Annotated in this window: 14 protein-coding genes; 6 read left to right on the top strand and 8 right to left on the bottom strand. The window is 35.3% G+C overall.

The genetic code is table 11. The features are described from left to right. Nucleotides 1-9 precede the first annotated feature (9 nt). The 6 genes from NSQ99_RS20235 to NSQ99_RS20210 form a co-directional block, all read right to left on the bottom strand. A complete protein-coding gene (locus NSQ99_RS20235) occupies nt 10-1,278 on the bottom strand; it encodes a restriction endonuclease subunit S (protein WP_340838878.1) in 1,269 nt (422 codons plus the stop codon). After that, a complete protein-coding gene (locus NSQ99_RS20230) occupies nt 1,271-2,773 on the bottom strand; it encodes a class I SAM-dependent DNA methyltransferase (protein ID WP_340838877.1) in 1,503 nt (500 codons plus the stop codon). Before NSQ99_RS20230 ends, NSQ99_RS20235 begins: the two co-directional genes overlap by 8 nt. Next, on the bottom strand, nt 2,774-6,019 hold the full coding sequence (gene hsdR, locus NSQ99_RS20225) for a type I restriction-modification system endonuclease (RefSeq protein WP_340838876.1): 3,246 nt from the start codon (nt 6,017-6,019) through the stop codon (nt 2,774-2,776). A 142-nt stretch (nt 6,020-6,161) separates the two neighbouring features. Then, complete coding sequence (locus NSQ99_RS20220; RefSeq protein WP_340838873.1) at nt 6,162-6,728, bottom strand: isochorismatase family protein; 567 nt, start codon at nt 6,726-6,728, stop codon at nt 6,162-6,164. Beyond that, a complete protein-coding gene (locus tag NSQ99_RS20215) occupies nt 6,725-7,960 on the bottom strand; it encodes a hypothetical protein (protein WP_340838871.1) in 1,236 nt (411 codons plus the stop codon). The genes NSQ99_RS20220 and NSQ99_RS20215 overlap by 4 nt, the downstream gene beginning before the upstream one ends. Nucleotides 7,961-8,211: 251 nt before the next feature. Next, nucleotides 8,212-10,281 (bottom strand): DUF262 and DUF1524 domain-containing protein, encoded by a 2,070-nt coding sequence (locus NSQ99_RS20210; RefSeq protein WP_340838870.1) that lies wholly within the window; start codon nt 10,279-10,281, stop codon nt 8,212-8,214. 72 nt (nt 10,282-10,353) lie between these two features. Between NSQ99_RS20210 and NSQ99_RS20205 the strand changes: the two genes are divergently transcribed. After that, nucleotides 10,354-10,599 (top strand): hypothetical protein, encoded by a 246-nt coding sequence (locus NSQ99_RS20205; RefSeq protein WP_340838868.1) that lies wholly within the window; start codon nt 10,354-10,356, stop codon nt 10,597-10,599. A gap of 30 nt (nt 10,600-10,629) precedes the next feature. Here NSQ99_RS20205 and NSQ99_RS20200 read toward each other — a convergent pair whose 3' ends face one another. Next, nucleotides 10,630-12,111, bottom strand: a complete 1,482-nt coding sequence (locus NSQ99_RS20200; protein ID WP_340838867.1) for a recombinase family protein — start codon at nt 12,109-12,111, stop codon at nt 10,630-10,632. Between the two features lie 107 nt (nt 12,112-12,218). Here NSQ99_RS20200 and NSQ99_RS20195 point away from each other — a divergent pair, with 107 nt between their 5' ends. Beyond that, nucleotides 12,219-12,476: a hypothetical protein gene (locus tag NSQ99_RS20195; RefSeq protein ID WP_340838864.1), complete on the top strand. Its 258-nt coding sequence runs from the start codon at nt 12,219-12,221 to the stop codon at nt 12,474-12,476. A 94-nt stretch (nt 12,477-12,570) separates the two neighbouring features. Here the strand turns inward: NSQ99_RS20195 and NSQ99_RS20190 are convergent, their stop codons facing one another. Continuing rightward, on the bottom strand, nt 12,571-12,900 hold the full coding sequence (locus NSQ99_RS20190; RefSeq protein ID WP_340838863.1) for a helix-turn-helix domain-containing protein: 330 nt from the start codon (nt 12,898-12,900) through the stop codon (nt 12,571-12,573). 33 nt (nt 12,901-12,933) lie between these two features. Between NSQ99_RS20190 and NSQ99_RS20185 the strand changes: the two genes are divergently transcribed. The 4 genes from NSQ99_RS20185 (at nt 12,934) to NSQ99_RS20170 (ending at nt 19,370) form a co-directional block, all read left to right on the top strand. Next, nucleotides 12,934-13,080, top strand: coding sequence for a hypothetical protein (locus NSQ99_RS20185; protein WP_340838862.1), 147 nt, complete (start codon nt 12,934-12,936; stop codon nt 13,078-13,080). After that, nucleotides 13,080-14,567, top strand: a complete 1,488-nt coding sequence (locus NSQ99_RS20180; protein WP_340838861.1) for a recombinase family protein — start codon at nt 13,080-13,082, stop codon at nt 14,565-14,567. The genes NSQ99_RS20185 and NSQ99_RS20180 overlap by 1 nt, the downstream gene beginning before the upstream one ends. A 4-nt stretch (nt 14,568-14,571) precedes the next feature. Continuing rightward, nucleotides 14,572-16,146 carry a recombinase family protein gene (locus NSQ99_RS20175; protein WP_340838860.1) on the top strand — a complete coding sequence of 525 codons (1,575 nt, stop codon included), beginning with the start codon at nt 14,572-14,574 and terminating at the stop codon, nt 16,144-16,146. A 701-nt stretch (nt 16,147-16,847) separates the two neighbouring features. Continuing rightward, the gene (locus NSQ99_RS20170) at nt 16,848-19,370 is read left to right on the top strand and encodes a hypothetical protein (RefSeq protein WP_340838859.1); all 2,523 of its coding nucleotides are present in this window, start codon (nt 16,848-16,850) and stop codon (nt 19,368-19,370) included. Nucleotides 19,371-19,383: the final 13 nt, after the last annotated feature.

The raw sequence follows: 19,383 nt of genomic DNA, 5'->3' as shown, positions 1-19,383 counted from the left end.
CTAAGGTGGTTAGAGCTCGCCCTTGAATGCTTTGGATAGGATTGAGTTTTCAACAACATCTATATGGCTATTTTCTTCAAATTTTGAAATAAACTCATTTTCGAGACTTATTAACTTATCTAACATAGATACTATTACTTTCTGTTCTTTCAAAGAAGGAACAACTAGTTGTAACTTTTTCAATTGTCCAACATTTATCCTTGGTGATGTAGTTTGTGAAATGTTAGCAAATACTTGTTTAAGAACTAATGGAGAATTTAACATATAACATAAAAATCTAGGAATAATTATTTCCTCATTAGCTCTAAACAATACGACTCGCTGAGCTAGACACATACTTCCTTCTTCAACAATCCCTGCATTACCAATTGTACCTTCTCGACAATAAATTATATCTCCAATTTCAGGAATAACCCTTGATGTCCTTGCATTAAATTCCTCAATACTTACTCTCCTTGCTGCTATTAAATTTATCTTCATAAATCCAACATCCGAAGTCCTAATTGCTGGAATTCCTTCATCGATGTATTGAGGTGTTGAATGGGGACAATCAAAAATCCCAACACATACATCCTCTAAACTTTTAGTTAACCAATTAACGGTAAAACCATTTACACTTTCTTCTCTCCACTTTTTCGTCAATTCTCCACTAAACGCCTTATCTAAAATCGCTGCACGACGAAGTTCAAATGTTTGTTTAGCTTCTTCAATCAATTGTTTAGATTGATTAATTTTATCCAACATTAGTTCAATTTTTTCGGAAATTCGTTTTTGTTCGTCTAGTGGTGGAAGGGGGATAGGGATATTATTCATATTTGCTTGATTTAATTTTAATCTAGTAGTTCCATTTACGAATCCTTTATAGTTAAATGAATTTAAATAATGTAATAGGTATCTATTATCTCCACGTTCTTTGATAGCCCTAAGTAAATGTACATGATTATTAGCCCAAGCTTTTCCTTTTATCATATAAGCCTTAGGTTTGTTCGGCTCAAAAAATGGTGCACCATCCTCACCTAACAAAACCAATTCTTCATCAGTTAAATAGTCATCTATCCAACCTACTTGTCCAGTTGCACCATAGTAAGGAATATCTCCTTTTCTTGTTTCTCGTTCTTTTGCGTTAATTGGTTTTCTATATTTATCTAGACACTCAGCAAGTCCAGGAACTAGCCTAACCCACTGCCAATGACTAGGTATCTCATATGGCTGTTCCTCAACAGGCACTAAAGCATCTTGTAACAACTCTTCTTCTGTCTTAACTTTCTTCTTACTCATGCTTGTACACCTCGTTGCCCTCTGCTACTTTTAATTCCTCCGTAGAAATTTGCTCGTACTCAACTTTAGATGCATCAATATTTTTAAGCTCTGATACAACCTCATTTAACAAACCAATTGCTTCTTCAAGCTTTGCGATTGCCTCTTCGGCAGAATTAATCGGATCAGGTAGATTATCATACACAGATAGAGATTCATCAGCAATTAAACCGATATCGAGGCTATCATCTTTTTTACGAATTTCATCGCGTGTAAAAACATTAAAGCGTTCATCTTCAACTTTAGTACGATCCTCGGCTGTATATGCCTTAACAAAGTCATCAAAGTGAGTTGTTGTTAAAGGATTACGCTTACCGAAGCTTGGCATATTCGTGCGAAGATCATACACCCATACTTCCTTCGTGCTATCTTGATCCGTACGTTCACGAGTGAAGAACAATACATTTGTCTTAACACCTTGAGCATAGAAAATACCTGTTGGAAGTCTCAGTATGGTATGAAGATTACACTTATTCATAAGGTCTTCACGAATTTTGGCACCGACACCACTTTCGAATAGTACGTTATCTGGCAAAACAACTGCTGCACGAGCAACACCATTTGGCTTTAATGAACGATATATATGCTGTAAGAAATTAAGCTGTTTGTTCGTTGTTGTAAATGTTAAATCATCCCGTGTTGGACGCTCTCCACCTTGCTTAGTACCAAACGGTGGGTTAGTTAGCACCACATCGAAGTCTTTTAACCCTTGTCCATCAGACGTTAATGTATCTCCTAAATAAATATCACTATGAATATCATGAAGCATGGCATTCATCATCGCTAAACGATGTGTATCTTTTACAAGCTCCATACCAGTAAAAGCTTTTGTACGCTGGAACGTTGCTTGTAACTCATCTAGGTCATAGTAATCATCTGTTTTGCTTTTCACATGACGGTCAGCAGCAATCATAAACCCAAATGTACCAGCTGCTGGGTCATTACAACGCTCTCCTGGCTTAGGATCTACTAGCTTGACAATAACATCAATAAGCGGACGTGGTGTGAAGTATTGTCCCGCTCCAGATTTTGTTTCACTCGCATTTTTCTCTAATAATCCCTCATATAAATCCCCTAAACCTTCTTCCTTCGCACTGTACCAATCTAGCTGGTCAATAGAAGTAATAATCTTCTCTAGGTTTTTAGGCTCATTAATGTTAGAAGATGCATTTAGATAAATTTGTTTTACTGTTTCATTTTCGCTTTTACCTAGATCAAGTAATAATTGACGATAGAAATCATGAAGCTCTGTACCATGCTTTGATGTTAATGCATCCCAACGATATTGCTCAGGAATAATCACACCATGGTCAGTTTCTTCTTTTCCTGTTTCCTTCATCATTTTCAAAAATAAAATATACGTTAACTCTGTCACGTATTGGTGATAAGTAATCCCGTCATCTCTTAATACATTACATAAATTCCATAATTTTTGTACAATATCTTGGTTGCCCATCTATGCTTGCTCCTTTTGTGGTGGTGTATATAATGAAAAATTAATTCGATGCACGATGCTATCTATCTCACCGTCGAATATTTTGTTCAACTGGCGGTAGCCGCCTGAACTTCTAAATGGCTCTACATCAAATGCTTTCTCTGGGCTTGGATCTAGAATCGTTTCCTTGAGAAGCTGCTTCTCTATGCGTTTAAGCCAGTCTTTCTGTACCTTCGTCCAAACCTTCATCTCGTAGATTTGCTTCATCGCACGCTGTATGCGCTCTTCATGGCTAATTAACGGATCACCAAGCGCTTTTTGACGGATAAAACTAATAATATCCGCAGCAATATCCTCTTGCTTAGCATCTCGCCAAGCAGATTGAAGGTAGTTTTCAGAATAACCATGCTGATCAAGCGCTACTTTCAACTTACGAAGCTCATCTCTCGTAAGGTCACTTGGACGTGTACATATAATCGACAAAGCAGGAATTAAGTTCATGTTTTCCTTAATAAACCTTTCAAAGCTTTCTAAATAATCTTCTGGCTTTTCAGCTTTACCATAGCCTCTTGTTGTGCCAATAAGCTTATCCTCATGTGTAGATATGAACACACGCCCAGCACGTTGTTTGTTTTCATCGATAAACTGGACGAGTAATTTATCTGTTGATAATTGCTCACTCATTTGATGAGGAGGTAACTCTTTAATCTTGTCGATAAAAGCATCAATATCTAAACCGCCAGATAATGACTTAAACTGCTGCTTATGCGTATCGTTCCAGTTGCGTTTCTTACGCTGTATCTTAGCTATAATTTGCTCTTGATGCTTTTGACTCTGCTCTGAGTCAGAAATTTGCTCAAGCTCCTCAACAAGCTCTTCAACTGTTATGCTTGGCTTTGCGACAACTGGCTTCATATCCGTATACGGCAGTAAACTTTCATAAATACCTACTGCATCATAGATCATAAAGTGATCCTTGCCAATCTCATCGCATTTTCTCGTTGCTCGCCCAAGCATTTGCTCATAAAGAATACGTGAACGAACGCGACGTAAAAACACGATATTCGAAATACTTGGAATATCGATACCTGTCGTTAATAAGTCTACGGTAACAACGATGTTAGGGAGACGCTCATTTTTAAATAACTTAATCGCTTGTAATGGCTCTTTAATTGAGCCTGTAATTTTCATTACGGCATTATCTTCGACTGATCCATATTGCTTTTCTAGCTCTTCCTTGAAGATACGTACAATCATATCGGCATGGTCATCTGTTGCAGCAAAAATCAGTGTTTTTCCTTCTGAGGAAGGATCAATATGTTTAGTCAGCTCAGCCAGTATAACACGATTAAAGTTTTCTGTAATAACCATTTTATTGAACTGGGTGACTTCAATATTCACTTCATCTTCAAGCACTTCTTTATCCATTTGTCCCGTAGAAGTGTCATATACAGCAACCTCTTCTCCAACTTTCCATGTGATGCCATTTTGCTTAAGCTCAGTTTCAAATTGTACGGGAGGCTCATGGTCAATAAGATGACCATCAATCACTGCTTCACGATAACTATATGTGAACACAGGACGATTAAAGATTTCTGTTGTATGAAGCGCTGGTGTTGCCGTAAGCCCGATTCGCACTGCATCAAAATAATCTAAAACTTTACGATATTTACTGACGTAATCATTGTGATCGCGGAATTGAAATTCCAAGTCTGACATGCTCTTATCTAAGGTGTAACCACGATGTGCTTCATCTACAATAATACAATCATACTGATCAATCGAAGGTTTATCATCTTGTTGTTCGTTAAAGAACAGACGCTTAACCATACTTTGCACCGTTGCAATATGTACCTTCGTTTCAGGATTTACTTCTTTATCCTGCATTGATTGCAATTCGAAGATTTCCGTGAATGTGCGCATATTTTCTAGTTTAGAATCTTTGAATGCACCTTCTGCTTGCTCACCAAGTGCAGAACGATCGACTAGGAATAGTATACGATTAAAACGTCTATGTTTAATTAAACGATAAATAAGTCCGATTGCCGTTCTCGTTTTCCCTGTGCCTGTCGCCATAGCAACTAATATAGCACGTTGTCCACTGGATATAGCGGACTCAACACTAAGGATAGCATTTTCCTGATAATCACGTAAGTTCAAATAATGTAAGGAATCTTGCTCAAGCCCCTGCTCAGCCTTCTCAATATCTTGTTTAAGTAATTGTTTAAGCCCATCAGGTCTATACCAATCAAACAAACAACGAGCATGATTCGTGCTTTTACGGGCGTCAAGAAACCATATGCCAGACTGTTCTTTATATTGCTCGATATATTCACGTCCATTGGTTGAGAATAAAAATGGAACCTGGTAGTCACCATAAGGTCCAAGTAATTGCTCATCGCCACGAACAACCACTTGTTTCGCATAGTCTTTTGCTTGTCCAATGTCAGCGGAAATAGGCTTACCATAGCGTTTTGCTTCAATAATACCAACGAAATCTAGTCCGATAAATAGTGCATAATCAGCTATACCACGTTGTAACTTCCATTCAGCAATAGCGAGGTTCCGTCCTTTTTCTGGGCGTGTCCCCTCACTAAAACGTAGCTTCTGTGAGTCTACTTCCCAGCCAGCTTCTCTTAAACGTGTATCGATAATTATACGAGTTTCTGCTTCATTAAGTTCGATTAATGAGACACTGTTCTTGGCTCTAGACTTTCGTTCTTTCTTCGTTTCTGGTGCAGCTTGTTGCTGGTTTTCTAATAAATGCTGAAGCTCTTGCTCTAGTTGTTGTACTTTATCTTCATATGAACGGGTAAGCTGCTCTAACTGCTGGGTTACTGCTTGTTTTTGCTCTTGAATAGGCTCTTGATAAGCAGGGGATTGGAAGCTCCAATCACCGTATACTTCCATGAACCATAAGGATAATTTAAACGCTAACCTAAGCTGTGCCTTAGCGTCGTCAGTAGTTCCATATCCCGCTTCATGTGAAGCACGATTGCCTGTCATACGGATCGTATGTAATATGTCTAGCACTTCTTGAGGAAGTAGTTCCTGTTGTTTCAATTGGTTCAAGCGATCATGTTGATTCAACTCTCTTGAATCAACTATTTCTTCCATAGCAAATATGTACTTGGTGATTGTCTCACCAAATAATCTTAATTTCATTAATGAGGTATGTGGATCTATATAAACATTGCGCTCCGCCATTTCACCAAGCTGAGCTAATATCGACCATTTTTCTTCTAGAAAGCTAAAGTTACTACTCATACAATTTGCCTCCTCCAAAAGAACTAGTTAGGTTAATCTTAACAGATTTGGGGAGAGGAAGCATTAGGTTAAATATGACCTAAAAAACAAAATAGACATGTGGAGATATTCCACATGTCTACTAAATATCTAACTTTATCTACTAATCTCTAACAAACTTATTCAAAATACTGTCTAGTTCAACTTTTGTATTTATCGTTCCATCCACAATTTGTTGTTTACCAATAAATCTTCTTAAACAAGTAAGCCCAGCTAAATGTGATTGTTCTCCTCCGTTAGAATTACAATATTGAGTAAGTACAATAGGTCTTATTCCTAATTCAAATAAATCTGTTGCAATTTTTAATACACAACAATCAGTATCGATTCCCATTAAAAAAACTTGCTCTGGGATTCTACCCTCGTTTAGTTGACTTAACTTCTGAATAAAATCCGTGTTTACACAAGTATAAATATTCTTTCTTACAACTATGCTCGCTTTTTTTTCTATCTCACCGTATAATTCCCTATCATGTTTGGATTTTAATCTTTCCCACCCTAAGATTCTACTGTACACACTGTTATCATTATTTTCAAACTTTGTAGCAATTACGATATCGAATAAATCTGTTTTTAATAATTGATCTATTTCGTGAGCAGTATTTTCTGTATTAGGATACCTAGTAAATCCATTTTGAACATCAACTACTATTACAATTTTTTTCATCATTTATTTCCTTTCCTGATAGTAAAAAATATTATTGTAATTAAAATAATGAATAGCGTTACTAATACAATTATACCCTTTTCAGTGATACCATTTTCAACAATATCTTTAAGTGGTTCATAAATATTTATTAGAGTAATAAAGACTAAAAGCATTTCAGTAATTAGAGCATATTTTGTTTTCTTTTTATCAATCTTCACTTCTTCTATATTTATTATTGTGTTTAATAAAGTCTCTAATTTTTCTGAGATTACATTAAAATTTGATGTCTTTATAAAAGATTCTATGATTTTTATATCACTAGTATGCATATTTGCACTCACAATATTCTTTATATCCACATTAATTAATTGTATCAAACTTCGATGCTCTTCTAACTCCATCCTTGTATACGATTTATTTTTAATATTGTCCATTAAACAATCAAACAAAAACCATACTGACTGTATCTTTGACTGTATTGACAACACTTTATCAATAATATCTTCATTCTTTGTAAGAATAATTACTCCAGACCAAGATGAACAGATAATTGAACCATCTAATTTTATTTCTTCCAACTCTCCAACTTCATTTATATTGCTTATTTTCCTCTTAATTCCCTCAGATTTCGTTAAATCTAATACGTCATACAAACTATAAGGATTCATAAGTAATTTCACCTGTTTTTGAAGTGAAGGAGTATCCTCAAAATTATTTGACCATCTCGAATCAAGCCTCAACAAATAAATGGTTAAAACATATGAAAAACCTAGTTTTTTATACTCACTATTTGAGGAATAATTTCTTGTCTTTAATTTTATTTGTTCCCAGGCAACTCTCATAAATTTTCTAATTCTGCGAAGGTACTTTAAGTTAAACATGTCATCTGAACAATCTTTTAGTATATTTGATTGTTGTCTCTTTCTTATGTAATAATAATTAAAAGCTAGGTCTTTAGAAAACCCTTCGTTACTGTCCCAACAATACTTGTATTCGTCTACATTATTATCTCTAATAATAAATACACCAACACCGTAATTATAAATTAAACATTCTATATCGGAGGTTAATTTATACAGTATTGATCCATCTTTTTTCAGACTACTACTTATTATCATCTGTTGTTCAGTTAACATTTTAGTTAATGATTCTACATATTTATTAAAAGATGAATTTTCAGTCTGAAATTTTTCAAAGGATGCCCCTATATCAAATGGTATTAAATGTATAATGTCATAATTAACTAAATTCATATTAACTTTCCTTATCTCCTTGTATAGGTTGTCATATTTATAGGATTAACTTAGTAACTTTCAAGGTGTATTTTCACACAAAAATATTTACCTAAATAAATTTAAACTAACAATTTCATAAACATTTCAAACGCGACATATTTACCATCCTAATTTTAACAGAAGTAATTACAATTAACATCAATTTAAAATATCATAATCACTTAAGGACAATATATAATTCCTTAAGTGATCTATATTTTTTACTATTATTATTTATGTGTTGCTTGACTAATCACATCCAACACATCCTCAATTTCATCCATATGTTGCAATTTCACTTCAACCTCTCCATTACCCCAGCGGCTTGTATTCGAGATATCCTTACATATTCCCTTTGGATCATGAACGTCTTTATACGGCATATTTATACTGAATCGTAGACACTTCTTCTGAGGTTCAATATCCACAAAATTCGTATCAAGCTTATACGCGATATACTGCTTCTTCACTTCCTCGCGTACTTCAGAACTTAACGCAACAATACGTTCACGCAATTGCTCATACACTTCAAGCAATCTCCCTTTAAGAAACGGAAACTGCTCCTCAACATTCTGATTGACAGGAAGTAGCTCTTTATTCTGGACATATTTAGCATATAACTCATGTGGTACATCACTCGGAAATATCCAAATCTCTGTTGCTTGTCCTGCTAATGCTGTCGCACGTTGTTGAATCTGTTCAGCATTCCACTCAGTCGAAGTAGAAAGCATACGGTTCAGCCTAAGCGGACTATCCTTAAAACCACCTTGGATATTCTTTTTCTCATCAAATGGACGATCACTAAGTTCACTATTATACGCCGTTAATGTAAGATTTCCTAATGTATGCAGGTACTTATCATGTACCTCCTCCCAGTGGTTACCCAGCATACGTTTCCAACTTTGTGACAGGTTCTGATTTTGTGGCATGACGTGCTCTAAGGTTAATTCAGATGTATCCACTATTTCCTTACGATTATGATTTTCAAGCTTATTCAACAGGTAATTCCGATTTCTAAAGTTATATATATCCTTAGTAATTAAAGCTTGCTTAAACTCAGCGTCATCTGGAAATCTCCGATAAGAATCCCTCGTTAATAAGATAGCTCGTACTATGTTTAACTGCTCACTTTGATTCAACTCTCTTTGCAGCATTAAGAAGGTTTTTGATAGCGTGTTCGTAGGAATTTCGCATACAGATCGCCTAAAAATGTAAGCTTCAACTGTATATAATATTTGAAGAAAATCCTTCTTACTAAGTATCTGATTTATATAATCATCATAAAGCTTCAATAGTACTGGATAGGATACTTCTACATTCAATGTTTTCAAATCTGCAAAGCATTGTCTTAGATCCTTGTCCTCCTCCTTCGAGTACACTATTTTTAGATAGTAACCCGCGTAACGATAAAGCTCCTTCATGATCTCTTCAACGGTATAGTTCCCCTTGTAATAAGACTTAAAACTTGTATACACAACATTAATATTTGGAGTTTTACCTGTTTTCACTGTTATATAATCTCTCACAAAACGATCAAATAAATTAATATCCTCATATTGAAAGAAAAACTCTTCGATAGGATACCAATATTGATGATATAACCTATTTCGCTCGCTATCTGTCATATTCATTAGGAGAAGGTTACGTATTAAGTCTGCCTGGGTTAAATCGATTCCTGTTGAGTTCAAACTTTCAAATATTAGTTGGGGATCATCATGTTCGATATTAAGTGCTATATCCACCATAAACAGCTTTGATATCCCTTTATAATAATCAGATGGACTTATCTCTGACTGCTTCAGATAATCAACTATAAATTCATAATTGTCTACAAGTCTCCTTGAATGGTTAGAAGGAAGCTTCTCTCCTGTCAATATAGCGTTCAGCGTTTTACGATCTGATTTAGATAGCTGAAAACGATAATACTGTACCCCTTCTTCCTCAGCGTTGACAAGGTAATAGCTCATAATTTTTTTCAACGTCATTTCCTGCTCTTGACCTGTTTCCTGCATTCGCTTTCCTAGTGCTAACATAATCAACATTAATGTAGCGATTCGTTGCTGCCCATCAATGACAGATAACTGCGTAACTGACGAGATGTGATACAAGGAGTTTTCTATGTACACAATTGAGCCAATAAAATGTCCTGCAATTTTAGGGTTTATTGCCGCTCGCTCAATATCTTCAAGAAGCTGCTGGCACGTTTTCTTTGTCCATGTGTAGCGCCGTTGATAAATGGGGATGACAAATTGCTTGGTCCCCTGCAAAAATTTTAAGAAGTTAGTCTCAGATGCTTTCATATTTTGTTCCTTCTTTCATATGGTTTAATAGTGGCTAAATGAATCAGTAATTCATAAGTTGGGGGGAGCTCAATGAGCGAAAGTAATACTCAGAAACGAAGAGGTAGACCTCGTAAGCAATCTCCAGTGCAGGATAAAGCTGTATTGAAACCTGATAATAACAACGACATTGATGCGACTTACATTCTTTTTACGACAAGCTATGAGCCAATCGATTCAATAATACTGGAAGAGGGGCTGACTCAAACCAACATCAAAGCATCCAAGCCTAAATCGCCTTTTTCCATACGATTCATTGCTTCTCAAGATGAACCTTAAGGAAAGCAGCTTAACGACTGCTTTCCCTATTTATAGCGTCCTTAATTTGATTTCAATTTCATTTTCGCCATGCAGAATTACAGCTTCTACCACATTGGCAACTAATGCCTTTGCTTTTTCGACTGGGACATGCTCTATCGCATCTATAATCGACTGCAACCGATGGTTAAGATGCTCCTCTAGCTCCTTTAGCCTTGCTTGTTCGATATCCTCTAGTACCTCTTCCGTCGCTTCATTCATTACTTTGTCTAGTCTCAGCTTCTCTTCAGACAAATCTTCCAGGTCAATTAACCCAGCGGTATAGGCTTCAACCTTTCGTTTATAACGAATTTTTGCTGATTGAAGCTTTTTTTCATGCTGGGCATTCATATCTGCCCTTACCGTCTGTTGCGCAATCAGTTTTATATCGTAAACAGATTGATGAAATAATTGCGCTATGCCTTCTTTGAACATAGCCTCCACATGATCTGCGCGATATTGCTTACTCGTGCATGTCCCTTTATTCTTGTTAGCGGAGCAGCGATATACCCGATACTTTTTGTTGACAGATCCTGCATAGCCTATCGACATCCCCGATCCACAATTACCACATCGCAATAATCCACCTAGCAAATGTGGACTTGACTTCGCTCTTGGAGCAATCGATACTGCATTCATTTTTCGCTCCGCTCGATGCCATTGGTCCTGCGATACAATAGGAGGGATTGCATGATCTACGGTAACCCAATGGTCGTCATCCTTTTCTTTGCGTTTCTTTTTGCTGGAATCTACCCGATTCCACACAAGTGTACCTTTATATGCAGGATTGGAAAGTAACAACTTTACTGAACGAATCGACCATTCTTTTTTTTGCTTGGAAGGAATCCCTTGTTCATTTAGCCGCTTAGCAATAGCAAAGTATCCTAAGCCTTCATCCACATACCATGTAAATACCTCCCTTACTACTCCTGCCTCTTGTTCGTTAATCGTAAGCACTTTATCCACCAGGTCATAACCATATGGGCTCTGAGTCAGCCACTTACCCGAGTGTGCAGCATGTAACATGTTTTCAAATACACGCTCCCTAATGCGTTCTCTCTCAAATTCAGCTACTGCCCCTAGCACTTGAAGAGTTAGTCTGCCTGACGGTGTATTCGTATCAAAGGATTCACTGATTGAAACAAACGACACATCGTATTGTTGAAATAAATCGATCATATTTAGCAAATCAAGCAGCCTTCTGCTCATACGGTCCAGCTTCGTAACCATAATTCGTGAGATGCTGCCTTGCTTAACTTGATGTATAAGCTTCGTCAATTGAGGACGTTCCAGACTTTTAGCTGAATAGCCATCATCAATAAAGGTTAATGTCTCCTCAGACCACCCCATCGCTTTGCAATAGGCAAGTAAGCGCTCCTTCTGTTCATCTAAGGACACCCCTTCACGCGCCTGCTCATCCGTAGAAACCCGACAATAAATGGCTACTCGTCTGATTTCATTCGATTGATTCGTCACATGCTCAATAAAACTCACCCCCGTACAACCATTCCTTAGTAGCCTATGAATGATTTTCAGACAATATGAAATTAACTGGGTTGTCCTCTCTTGAAACAAGCATAGGCTAGTAGCGAGGTGAGGATATGAAGCCATTTACGGTTAGATTTTCAAGCTCACAGCATGGAAACCTTATAACTTCAACATCTTCTGAACAGTTGTTATCACCCTTTTCTGAATCGTTATTTACAGGCTTAATGCAATTCGAGCAACAGCTTTTGCAAGAAGCGGCATTGCACTTATTAGATCAACAATTAACTGAGAAGCAACGAGTGGAAAGCAGAATTAAAGTTAGCATTACAATTGATCAATCAAAAAAAGCTAACCCCATATTCAAGAGTTAGCTTGGCAATGTATGTATGAATTTATTCATCACGGTGAACAGATGTTTACTATTGTGAATACAACATGAAAATTATGGACAATATATCCTTCAAGTTATCCTCGTACTTGATAGGCTTGCAAACCCTTTTCAAGTATATGTAGTAAGAAATCAGCCTTTTCTGGAGCTTGCTGTTGCAGCGCTTGCAACAGTGAGCATGCATGTTGAATGCGCACGTCCACCTCTAAGGACGGATTTGAAGACAGATAGCTGATTAACAGCTTCTCCTGAATTTTACTCAGCACAGGTAATTGAATGGTTTCTGTTTTTCCTTTTTCCAGATTGCTTAAATAGGCTGGCGATACATCGAGCTCTTTAGCAAACTGATTAAGACTAATACCTTTAAGCTCGCGCAGTTGACGAATTTGTTGTCCAAATTCCAACATGAATCACATCCTTTGCCTAAGGAGGCTACTATTATGAAACAACAAGAAACTACGTTTACTATTTCACTTATTGAGTATGACGATCATTCTTCTAGTACGATATGGAAGCAAGTGCTTGTCGAATACCTGCTTGAACATTACTTAGAATCCATGCTTGAGCAGATGGAGGCTGAAGAATAATGACGACTGTTCTTTATATGCGTTCCTCGACCAAATTGCAAAGGCACTCGATTGATATGCAGAAAACGATGGCTTACAAAAAAGCACAGGAAAACAATGCTGCATTCTACAAAATATACGTGGATGAGCATGTTTCAGCCACTCTATTGAATGTGTTCCAACGACCAGGACTTCGCGAACTGCTTCAAGCGATTGAAAATGGTCAAGTCTCCACTGTTTATGTTTACAAGCGTGATCGCCTTGCGAGAAATGTAGAGCAATATCTTAAAATCTATGACACTTTCAAAAAACACAATATCTCCGTAATCTTTACCTCAGATGATGAGCCGCCTATGCAATATACACCTATTCATCAATTCATTGAGCTGATCTATGCTGGCATTGCTGAACATGAAAGTGTACAAATCAAAGGTAGAATTCAAAGTGCAAAAAACGCAAAAATATTAAATAACCAGCACCCAGGAGGTGCAAAACCCTATGGCTATACATTGAAAAACAAAAAACTAAATATTGTAAAATCAAGAGCTAAACGATTACAAAACTTATTCATTGCAATATGTGATACGCAAGCTACCGATCTCAAGCAATTTTACGAAAGTATTCAAGGTCAGCCATGGTTTGATTCCAAATGGAAATATGAAAATATTCGAAATTATATTGAAAACAAGCGATACAAAGGTCTCACACCTCTTCTTATTAACGATGAAGAGACAGAACATGAAATAACAGATGATGAAACTCATCCTCATAGAAAATATGTATTTAACCCTGAACAAATAATTATTGAAGAAAAGCTGTGGGATGCTGCAAATCAAAAACTTGCCACCTTATATAAGAAAAGTGTCAATAAAGCATATCCTGCAACGCATTATTTACAGGGATATCTTATTTGTAGCAAATGCAAAAAAGAGTTAATCGCCTACACTTTAAATGACAGCATTGACATATTCTTTCGCTGTGACAAGCATAGAACTAATCTTCAATATGCATCTCATTTAAGTAATGCAATTCTAACTAGCATGACAGAATGTTTAGAGTATCTCTTTCAACAACGTTTTAGTGAAATTGTTCAGCAAGCACTGAATCTACAAAAAGCAAATGTGTTAAAAAGAAAATACGAGCTAAAAAGACAAATTGATTCACAAGATGCCTTGGTGTCTAACAAATTAAAATCATTAATTACAAATAAGAATGTCAATCTTTCCGAAGTTCAACAAAACGAAATTGTACAACTTAGCATACAAAAAATAGAGCTAGAACAATGCTACAAGAAATCCGAATCACATCTAAATAAGCTTTCATCATTGCAAAAGCTGATGAGTTTCGAAAAGCCCAAAGGTAAAAATACACCAACCGATTTATTGTCGTATGTAAAAGCAATGCCTTCTGCTGATATTCAAAGTCTAATAGAGAATATGATTCAGAAAATAGTCATATGGAACCGTAAACTAGATATTTATTTATACAAACCTTACCATAGAAGGTGATACCATGAGCTTAATGCATGTAATAAAAAAAGGGATGAAGGCTGCCTTCTATGCTCGTCACTCAACAGCCAGTCAAAATATAAATACTCAAAGAGCGTTTGTTCAGAAGTTTGTAGAGCTGTATAGCTGTGACATTGCGGTTGAGTATTTAGATGAAAATGTATCAGCTAGAAAAAACAAACTTGAAGATAGATCTCAATTAAAAAAGCTACTAGATGATATCGACAAGAAAATCTTCGATTTTGTCGTAGTTTATCAACAGGACAGACTTGCTCGTAATCCGAGTGAGCATTTATTTTTGCGTTCCTTACTATCAGAAGCAGGCATCCCTGTTGTCGTCGCCAGTACACACGCACTCTATGATTCAGGTGATCTGCTAACCAATATTTTCAGAGACGGCTTATCTCAATTTGAAGTAGAGACTCTCCGTATTCGAACAAAGGACACCATCGCTACTTTACATCAACAGGGGTTATGGACAGGTGGCAAGGCACCCTTTGGTTACACATATGATAAAGAGCATAGAGTGTTGCTTTCCGTGCAAGAAGAGCTATCTATCGTAAAAGATATCTTTACTGCACTACGGCAAAAGCTCAGTTTACAGTCCATTTCTGAACTCATAAATCAAAAACACAATCGCACAGAAAACAAAAAGCTGCACAAACAGTTCATCAAACGCATCATATTTAATCCAGTCTACGCTGGATATCTTGTTCATCATCGTACTAATAATATTGATGAATGGAACCTTGTAAAGTCTGATCGTATCTATTCCCCCGTCATGACACTTGACGAATGGAAGCATGTATATACGCTGTATTCGCAACGCTCAACTGAGCAAAGAAAGGATATCATTTCGAAATCTCCTTTTTTTCTACGTGACAGACTATACTGCTCTATATGTCATGCAGCGCTAAAAGTAAAAAATCAGCAATCAACAAACAAAAAGACTGGAGCAATCTATGGTGACTCCTGGTATATATGCCGATCCGCACTCTGCAATTATAAAATAAGGATTTCCACCCTTCATCAAGAGTGCGAACGATTGCTCTCACTATTAATAAAACACCACAGTAGCGAACTTGTCCAACTTGCAGAGCAACAGCGACGTCAATTGCTCTTTGATCTGGATCATAAGCAGCAAATACTGAACAAACAAATGGAAGACAATCAGGAGCTACAATGTTTAGTGGAGCAAAAGCTAAACGACATACTCCCCAAAAATAAAGCGCTCATTATGAAGCCCAATATTAATGAGCAGCTTACATTTATCGAAGTCTTAAGAGACTATTTGCGTAAGCTACAAAATGAGTATAATGAGCTCTCACAACAATTAGATGAAGTAAAACGAAGTATAGAGCTTTACGAAGCCTCAAACTGCAAGTTGGAGCTAGAGCAGCTGCTTGTGTCTCCTAACTTCTCCGTTAAAAAAGATGGGCGATTCCATATTGAACGAATTCTGCTTAATCTAATTGAAAAAGTAGTGATCATTCCAGATCTTAGCAGTCTCAACAAAAAGGTAATGGAAAAGGCTCACCTAAGCGTAACCATCAATTCTAGCGTCATACATTCAACATAAGGAACTTGCGATTGCAGGTTCCTTTTTCTATTTCTTAGTTTTCCCAAAATATTAGGGATTTATAATGCGGGCGCGTTATTGCCTCGATATGAAATATGTTTTTCCGCTGTTTTTATATTTTCTTTAACCGTAAAGATATATAAAACGCCACTTTATATATTTTGTGGTTGTAAGTAACAATGCTGAATAATTTGCTTGTTTTAAGTGAAAAAGTATCGAATTTTTCTCGAAAAACATTTTTTAGTATGTAGGAAAGTGACGTTTTTGATGAAATTAGTGATATAAAAAATCTCGGTAAAAGGTAACGTACCCGATCGGGTGTGTTACCTTTTACCGAGATTTTATCAATGTTATGAAAACGCAATTATTATTATTGTACTTGCTTACACTTATTTCACACTACATGTAAAACAAATCTATCATGAAGTAAATAATTACAAACAGAATTAGCTTATATACAAATTAACACAGCATATTTTCATCCTTTTCATCAGACAGTTTATTGGAACTTTCCAAAAAAATAATATGGTAGATTTTCAAATAAATTAAGCGTTCTTCTTGTGAAGAAACATTATCTCCAAAAATATATCTACTGTCTGGCTCAATACCAAAAAATATTTAAATTACACTTTTAATTTACTTAACTAGATTAAATGTTGTAAAATATTGTTAACACTACTTAAATTAAGGGGGTTATGTTTTTGTTAAACGAGACAAAAAAACCAGAGATGCAATTAGCAACAGAACAAATACTTAATGAACGCCAAAAATTCATTATTCTAGGATTAACGGGTAAAACTGCTTCTGGCTGTACCACTACTGCTAATTTGCTAAAAAAGACTTTTCAGCAACTAAATCCACCTTCACCTAAGAAAAATAATTATTCTAATAATGATGAAAGAAAATATGAAATAGTATACCAATACGCCTCAAAAAAGTGGAAACCTTTTGAAATCATTAAAGTTAGAGATGTTATTACTACCTTCATTTTAGATTACGATATTGATATCTTAAATACCTTTCTTATTACTTCCATAGCCGATAGCAAATATTCAAAAAATGACTCATCTTATTTAACTAACTTTGAGTGCGACTATTTAATAAATTTAGCGGATTCAAATGATATTGATACTACACCCTTTGAATATCTAAAACAACTAGTAACGAGAAATCCAAAATCAACCATACAAGAGTTATTTCACCTCGAACATCCCATAAAGAAATTAGAATCAAACGGAATAATCACTCAAGATGAAATAAACATGTTCCTTTATAGGATTGATACTATAAAAAAAATAATTGATTTCATTGATAAAAATGAAAATAAAAAAATACACCGAATTATTAGCGATTTTAATCTTTTAGTAAAAGAAAATTTACGAAAAGCGATACAAAATTTCACAAACGATTTTGCATCTAGTTTTAGGTTTTTAAGAACTTTTAGAAATCATATTAAGAAATTTTATAGTTCAGACAAAGAAAGAATTGATACTGAAAATCTCATTAACAACCCTGAATTATATTTATTGATAAAGTTTTACTATTTTGAGTTATTACCTTATCTATCTAAGAAATTAGAAAATGCCTTCTCAGAAATTTCACCTAAGCTATTTTCTAAAGTTCTACAAAGGATAGGAAATAATATTCGTTCGTCAGGTACTCCCTATTCAAGCAAATTTAATTCAGAACAGATATTTGCTTTATCAATCAGACTAAATAACTTAGTTAAAATGATTAGAGATGGAAATAGAATTTATCCGCTGATACAACAAAAAAAAGAAGTAATAATTTCATCCATCCAATCAATAATAAATAATTTAGATGAAAGTAGTCAACGCTCGCTAACTCAATTTACTACTCCTACTTCAGTATCTGTTGATGATGAAAAACCTACATTAGCTAATCAAGATGAAAAAAAACAGCTCTCGTTAACTCAGCATGAATCTAATAATCAAATTACTATTGATGGAAATCAATCTATGCTAAGAATAATACAAAAACTTATTGAAATATTCTTGTTTAAAAACCCAATTATCGAAGCACAAAGTATAGTCAATTCGAGTCCTATTAACAACATAGATAAAACCATAGAACATTTACTTAATAAGCTCCAAACAACATATGTTGATGATTTTTTAAACAATACTAATTCAACAAATACATTTATAGTAATTGATGCTTTTCGAAATCCATATGAAGTTTCTTTTTTCAAAGACAGATATTCTGGTTTCCATTTAATTTCAATTAATACGGATGAAAAAACTCGTTCAGATCGCTTGATGAATCAGAAAAAACTTAATATAGAGGATATAAAAGATATCGACGCAACTGAATCCCCTTCTAAATTAAATGGTGTTGAAAAATTTACAAACCAAAGTATTCCTGATTGCCTTCAAATATCAGACATACATTTGTATAATCCTCAAAATGAAAAGGAAGGATTGAATTACTTAAAAATACAACTAGTAAAGTATATCTCCTTGATACAACATCCAGGTTTGATTACTCCGACGCACGAAGAGCGTTGTATGCAGATAGCACTGACTGCAAAGGTAAACTCAGGTTGCCTATCTAGACAAGTTGGTGCAGTTGTAACTGATTCTAACTATTCAATTAAGTCCATTGGTTGGAATGATGTACCTGAAGGACAAATTTCATGTAGTTTAAGAAATATGGAAAAGTTATTACGTAATGATGATGTAGATTCATTTTCTGAATATGAACTAACTGACCCGACTTTTAGACAATACATTGTAGACAATACATCACATAAGCTTACTAGAAATACTCAGGATAACAATGAATCGAATACTCAGGATCGTTTTTTTTCCTACTGTTTTAAGGACATACAAAATGGTATTGATGGTGAAAAAAATCAGGTACATACTAGATCATTACATGCAGAAGAGAATGCATTTCTACAACTTTCAAAGTACGGTGGCGAAGGAATAAAAGGCGGGTACTTATTTACAACAGCTAGTCCGTGTGAACTTTGTTCAAAAAAATCCTATCAATTAGGAATAAGAAAAATATATTATATTGATCAATATCCTGGAATTTCGAAAAAACATATCTTAAATAACGGTTCTCTAATTCCTAAACTACAATTATTCAACGGTGCTGTTGGGAAAACATACCACCAAATATATACACCTATTATGGCACTAAAAGACGAATTGTATGAGTTATTTGATATTAAGTTTAAACCAAGGTTAATTGAGTAACCACCTTAACAAT

The sequence above is a fragment of the Paenibacillus sp. FSL W7-1287 genome (assembly GCF_038004245.1).
GTDB classification, from domain to species: domain Bacteria; phylum Bacillota; class Bacilli; order Paenibacillales; family Paenibacillaceae; genus Pristimantibacillus; species Pristimantibacillus camelliae.
The sequence above is the reverse complement of the archived record's forward strand: the minus strand, read 5'-3'. Positions and strand labels throughout refer to the sequence as shown.

Excerpts from the sequence above, each read along its gene's own strand:
- NSQ99_RS20210 (WP_340838870.1), bottom strand. The coding sequence starts at position 10,281 with ATGAAAGCATCTGAGACTAACTTCTTAAAATTTTTGCAGGGGACCAAG.
- NSQ99_RS20185 (WP_340838862.1), top strand. The coding sequence starts at position 12,934 with ATGAAACAACAAGAAACTACGTTTACTATTTCACTTATTGAGTATGAC.
- NSQ99_RS20215 (WP_340838871.1), bottom strand. The coding sequence starts at position 7,960 with ATGAATTTAGTTAATTATGACATTATACATTTAATACCATTTGATATA.
- NSQ99_RS20205 (WP_340838868.1), top strand. The coding sequence starts at position 10,354 with ATGAGCGAAAGTAATACTCAGAAACGAAGAGGTAGACCTCGTAAGCAA.
- NSQ99_RS20190 (WP_340838863.1), bottom strand. The coding sequence starts at position 12,900 with ATGTTGGAATTTGGACAACAAATTCGTCAACTGCGCGAGCTTAAAGGT.
- NSQ99_RS20180 (WP_340838861.1), top strand. The coding sequence starts at position 13,080 with ATGACGACTGTTCTTTATATGCGTTCCTCGACCAAATTGCAAAGGCAC.
- NSQ99_RS20175 (WP_340838860.1), top strand. The coding sequence starts at position 14,572 with ATGAGCTTAATGCATGTAATAAAAAAAGGGATGAAGGCTGCCTTCTAT.
- NSQ99_RS20235 (WP_340838878.1), bottom strand. The coding sequence starts at position 1,278 with ATGAGTAAGAAGAAAGTTAAGACAGAAGAAGAGTTGTTACAAGATGCT.
- NSQ99_RS20195 (WP_340838864.1), top strand. The coding sequence starts at position 12,219 with ATGAAGCCATTTACGGTTAGATTTTCAAGCTCACAGCATGGAAACCTT.
- hsdR (WP_340838876.1), bottom strand. The coding sequence starts at position 6,019 with ATGAGTAGTAACTTTAGCTTTCTAGAAGAAAAATGGTCGATATTAGCT.
- NSQ99_RS20230 (WP_340838877.1), bottom strand. The coding sequence starts at position 2,773 with ATGGGCAACCAAGATATTGTACAAAAATTATGGAATTTATGTAATGTA.
- NSQ99_RS20220 (WP_340838873.1), bottom strand. The coding sequence starts at position 6,728 with ATGATGAAAAAAATTGTAATAGTAGTTGATGTTCAAAATGGATTTACT.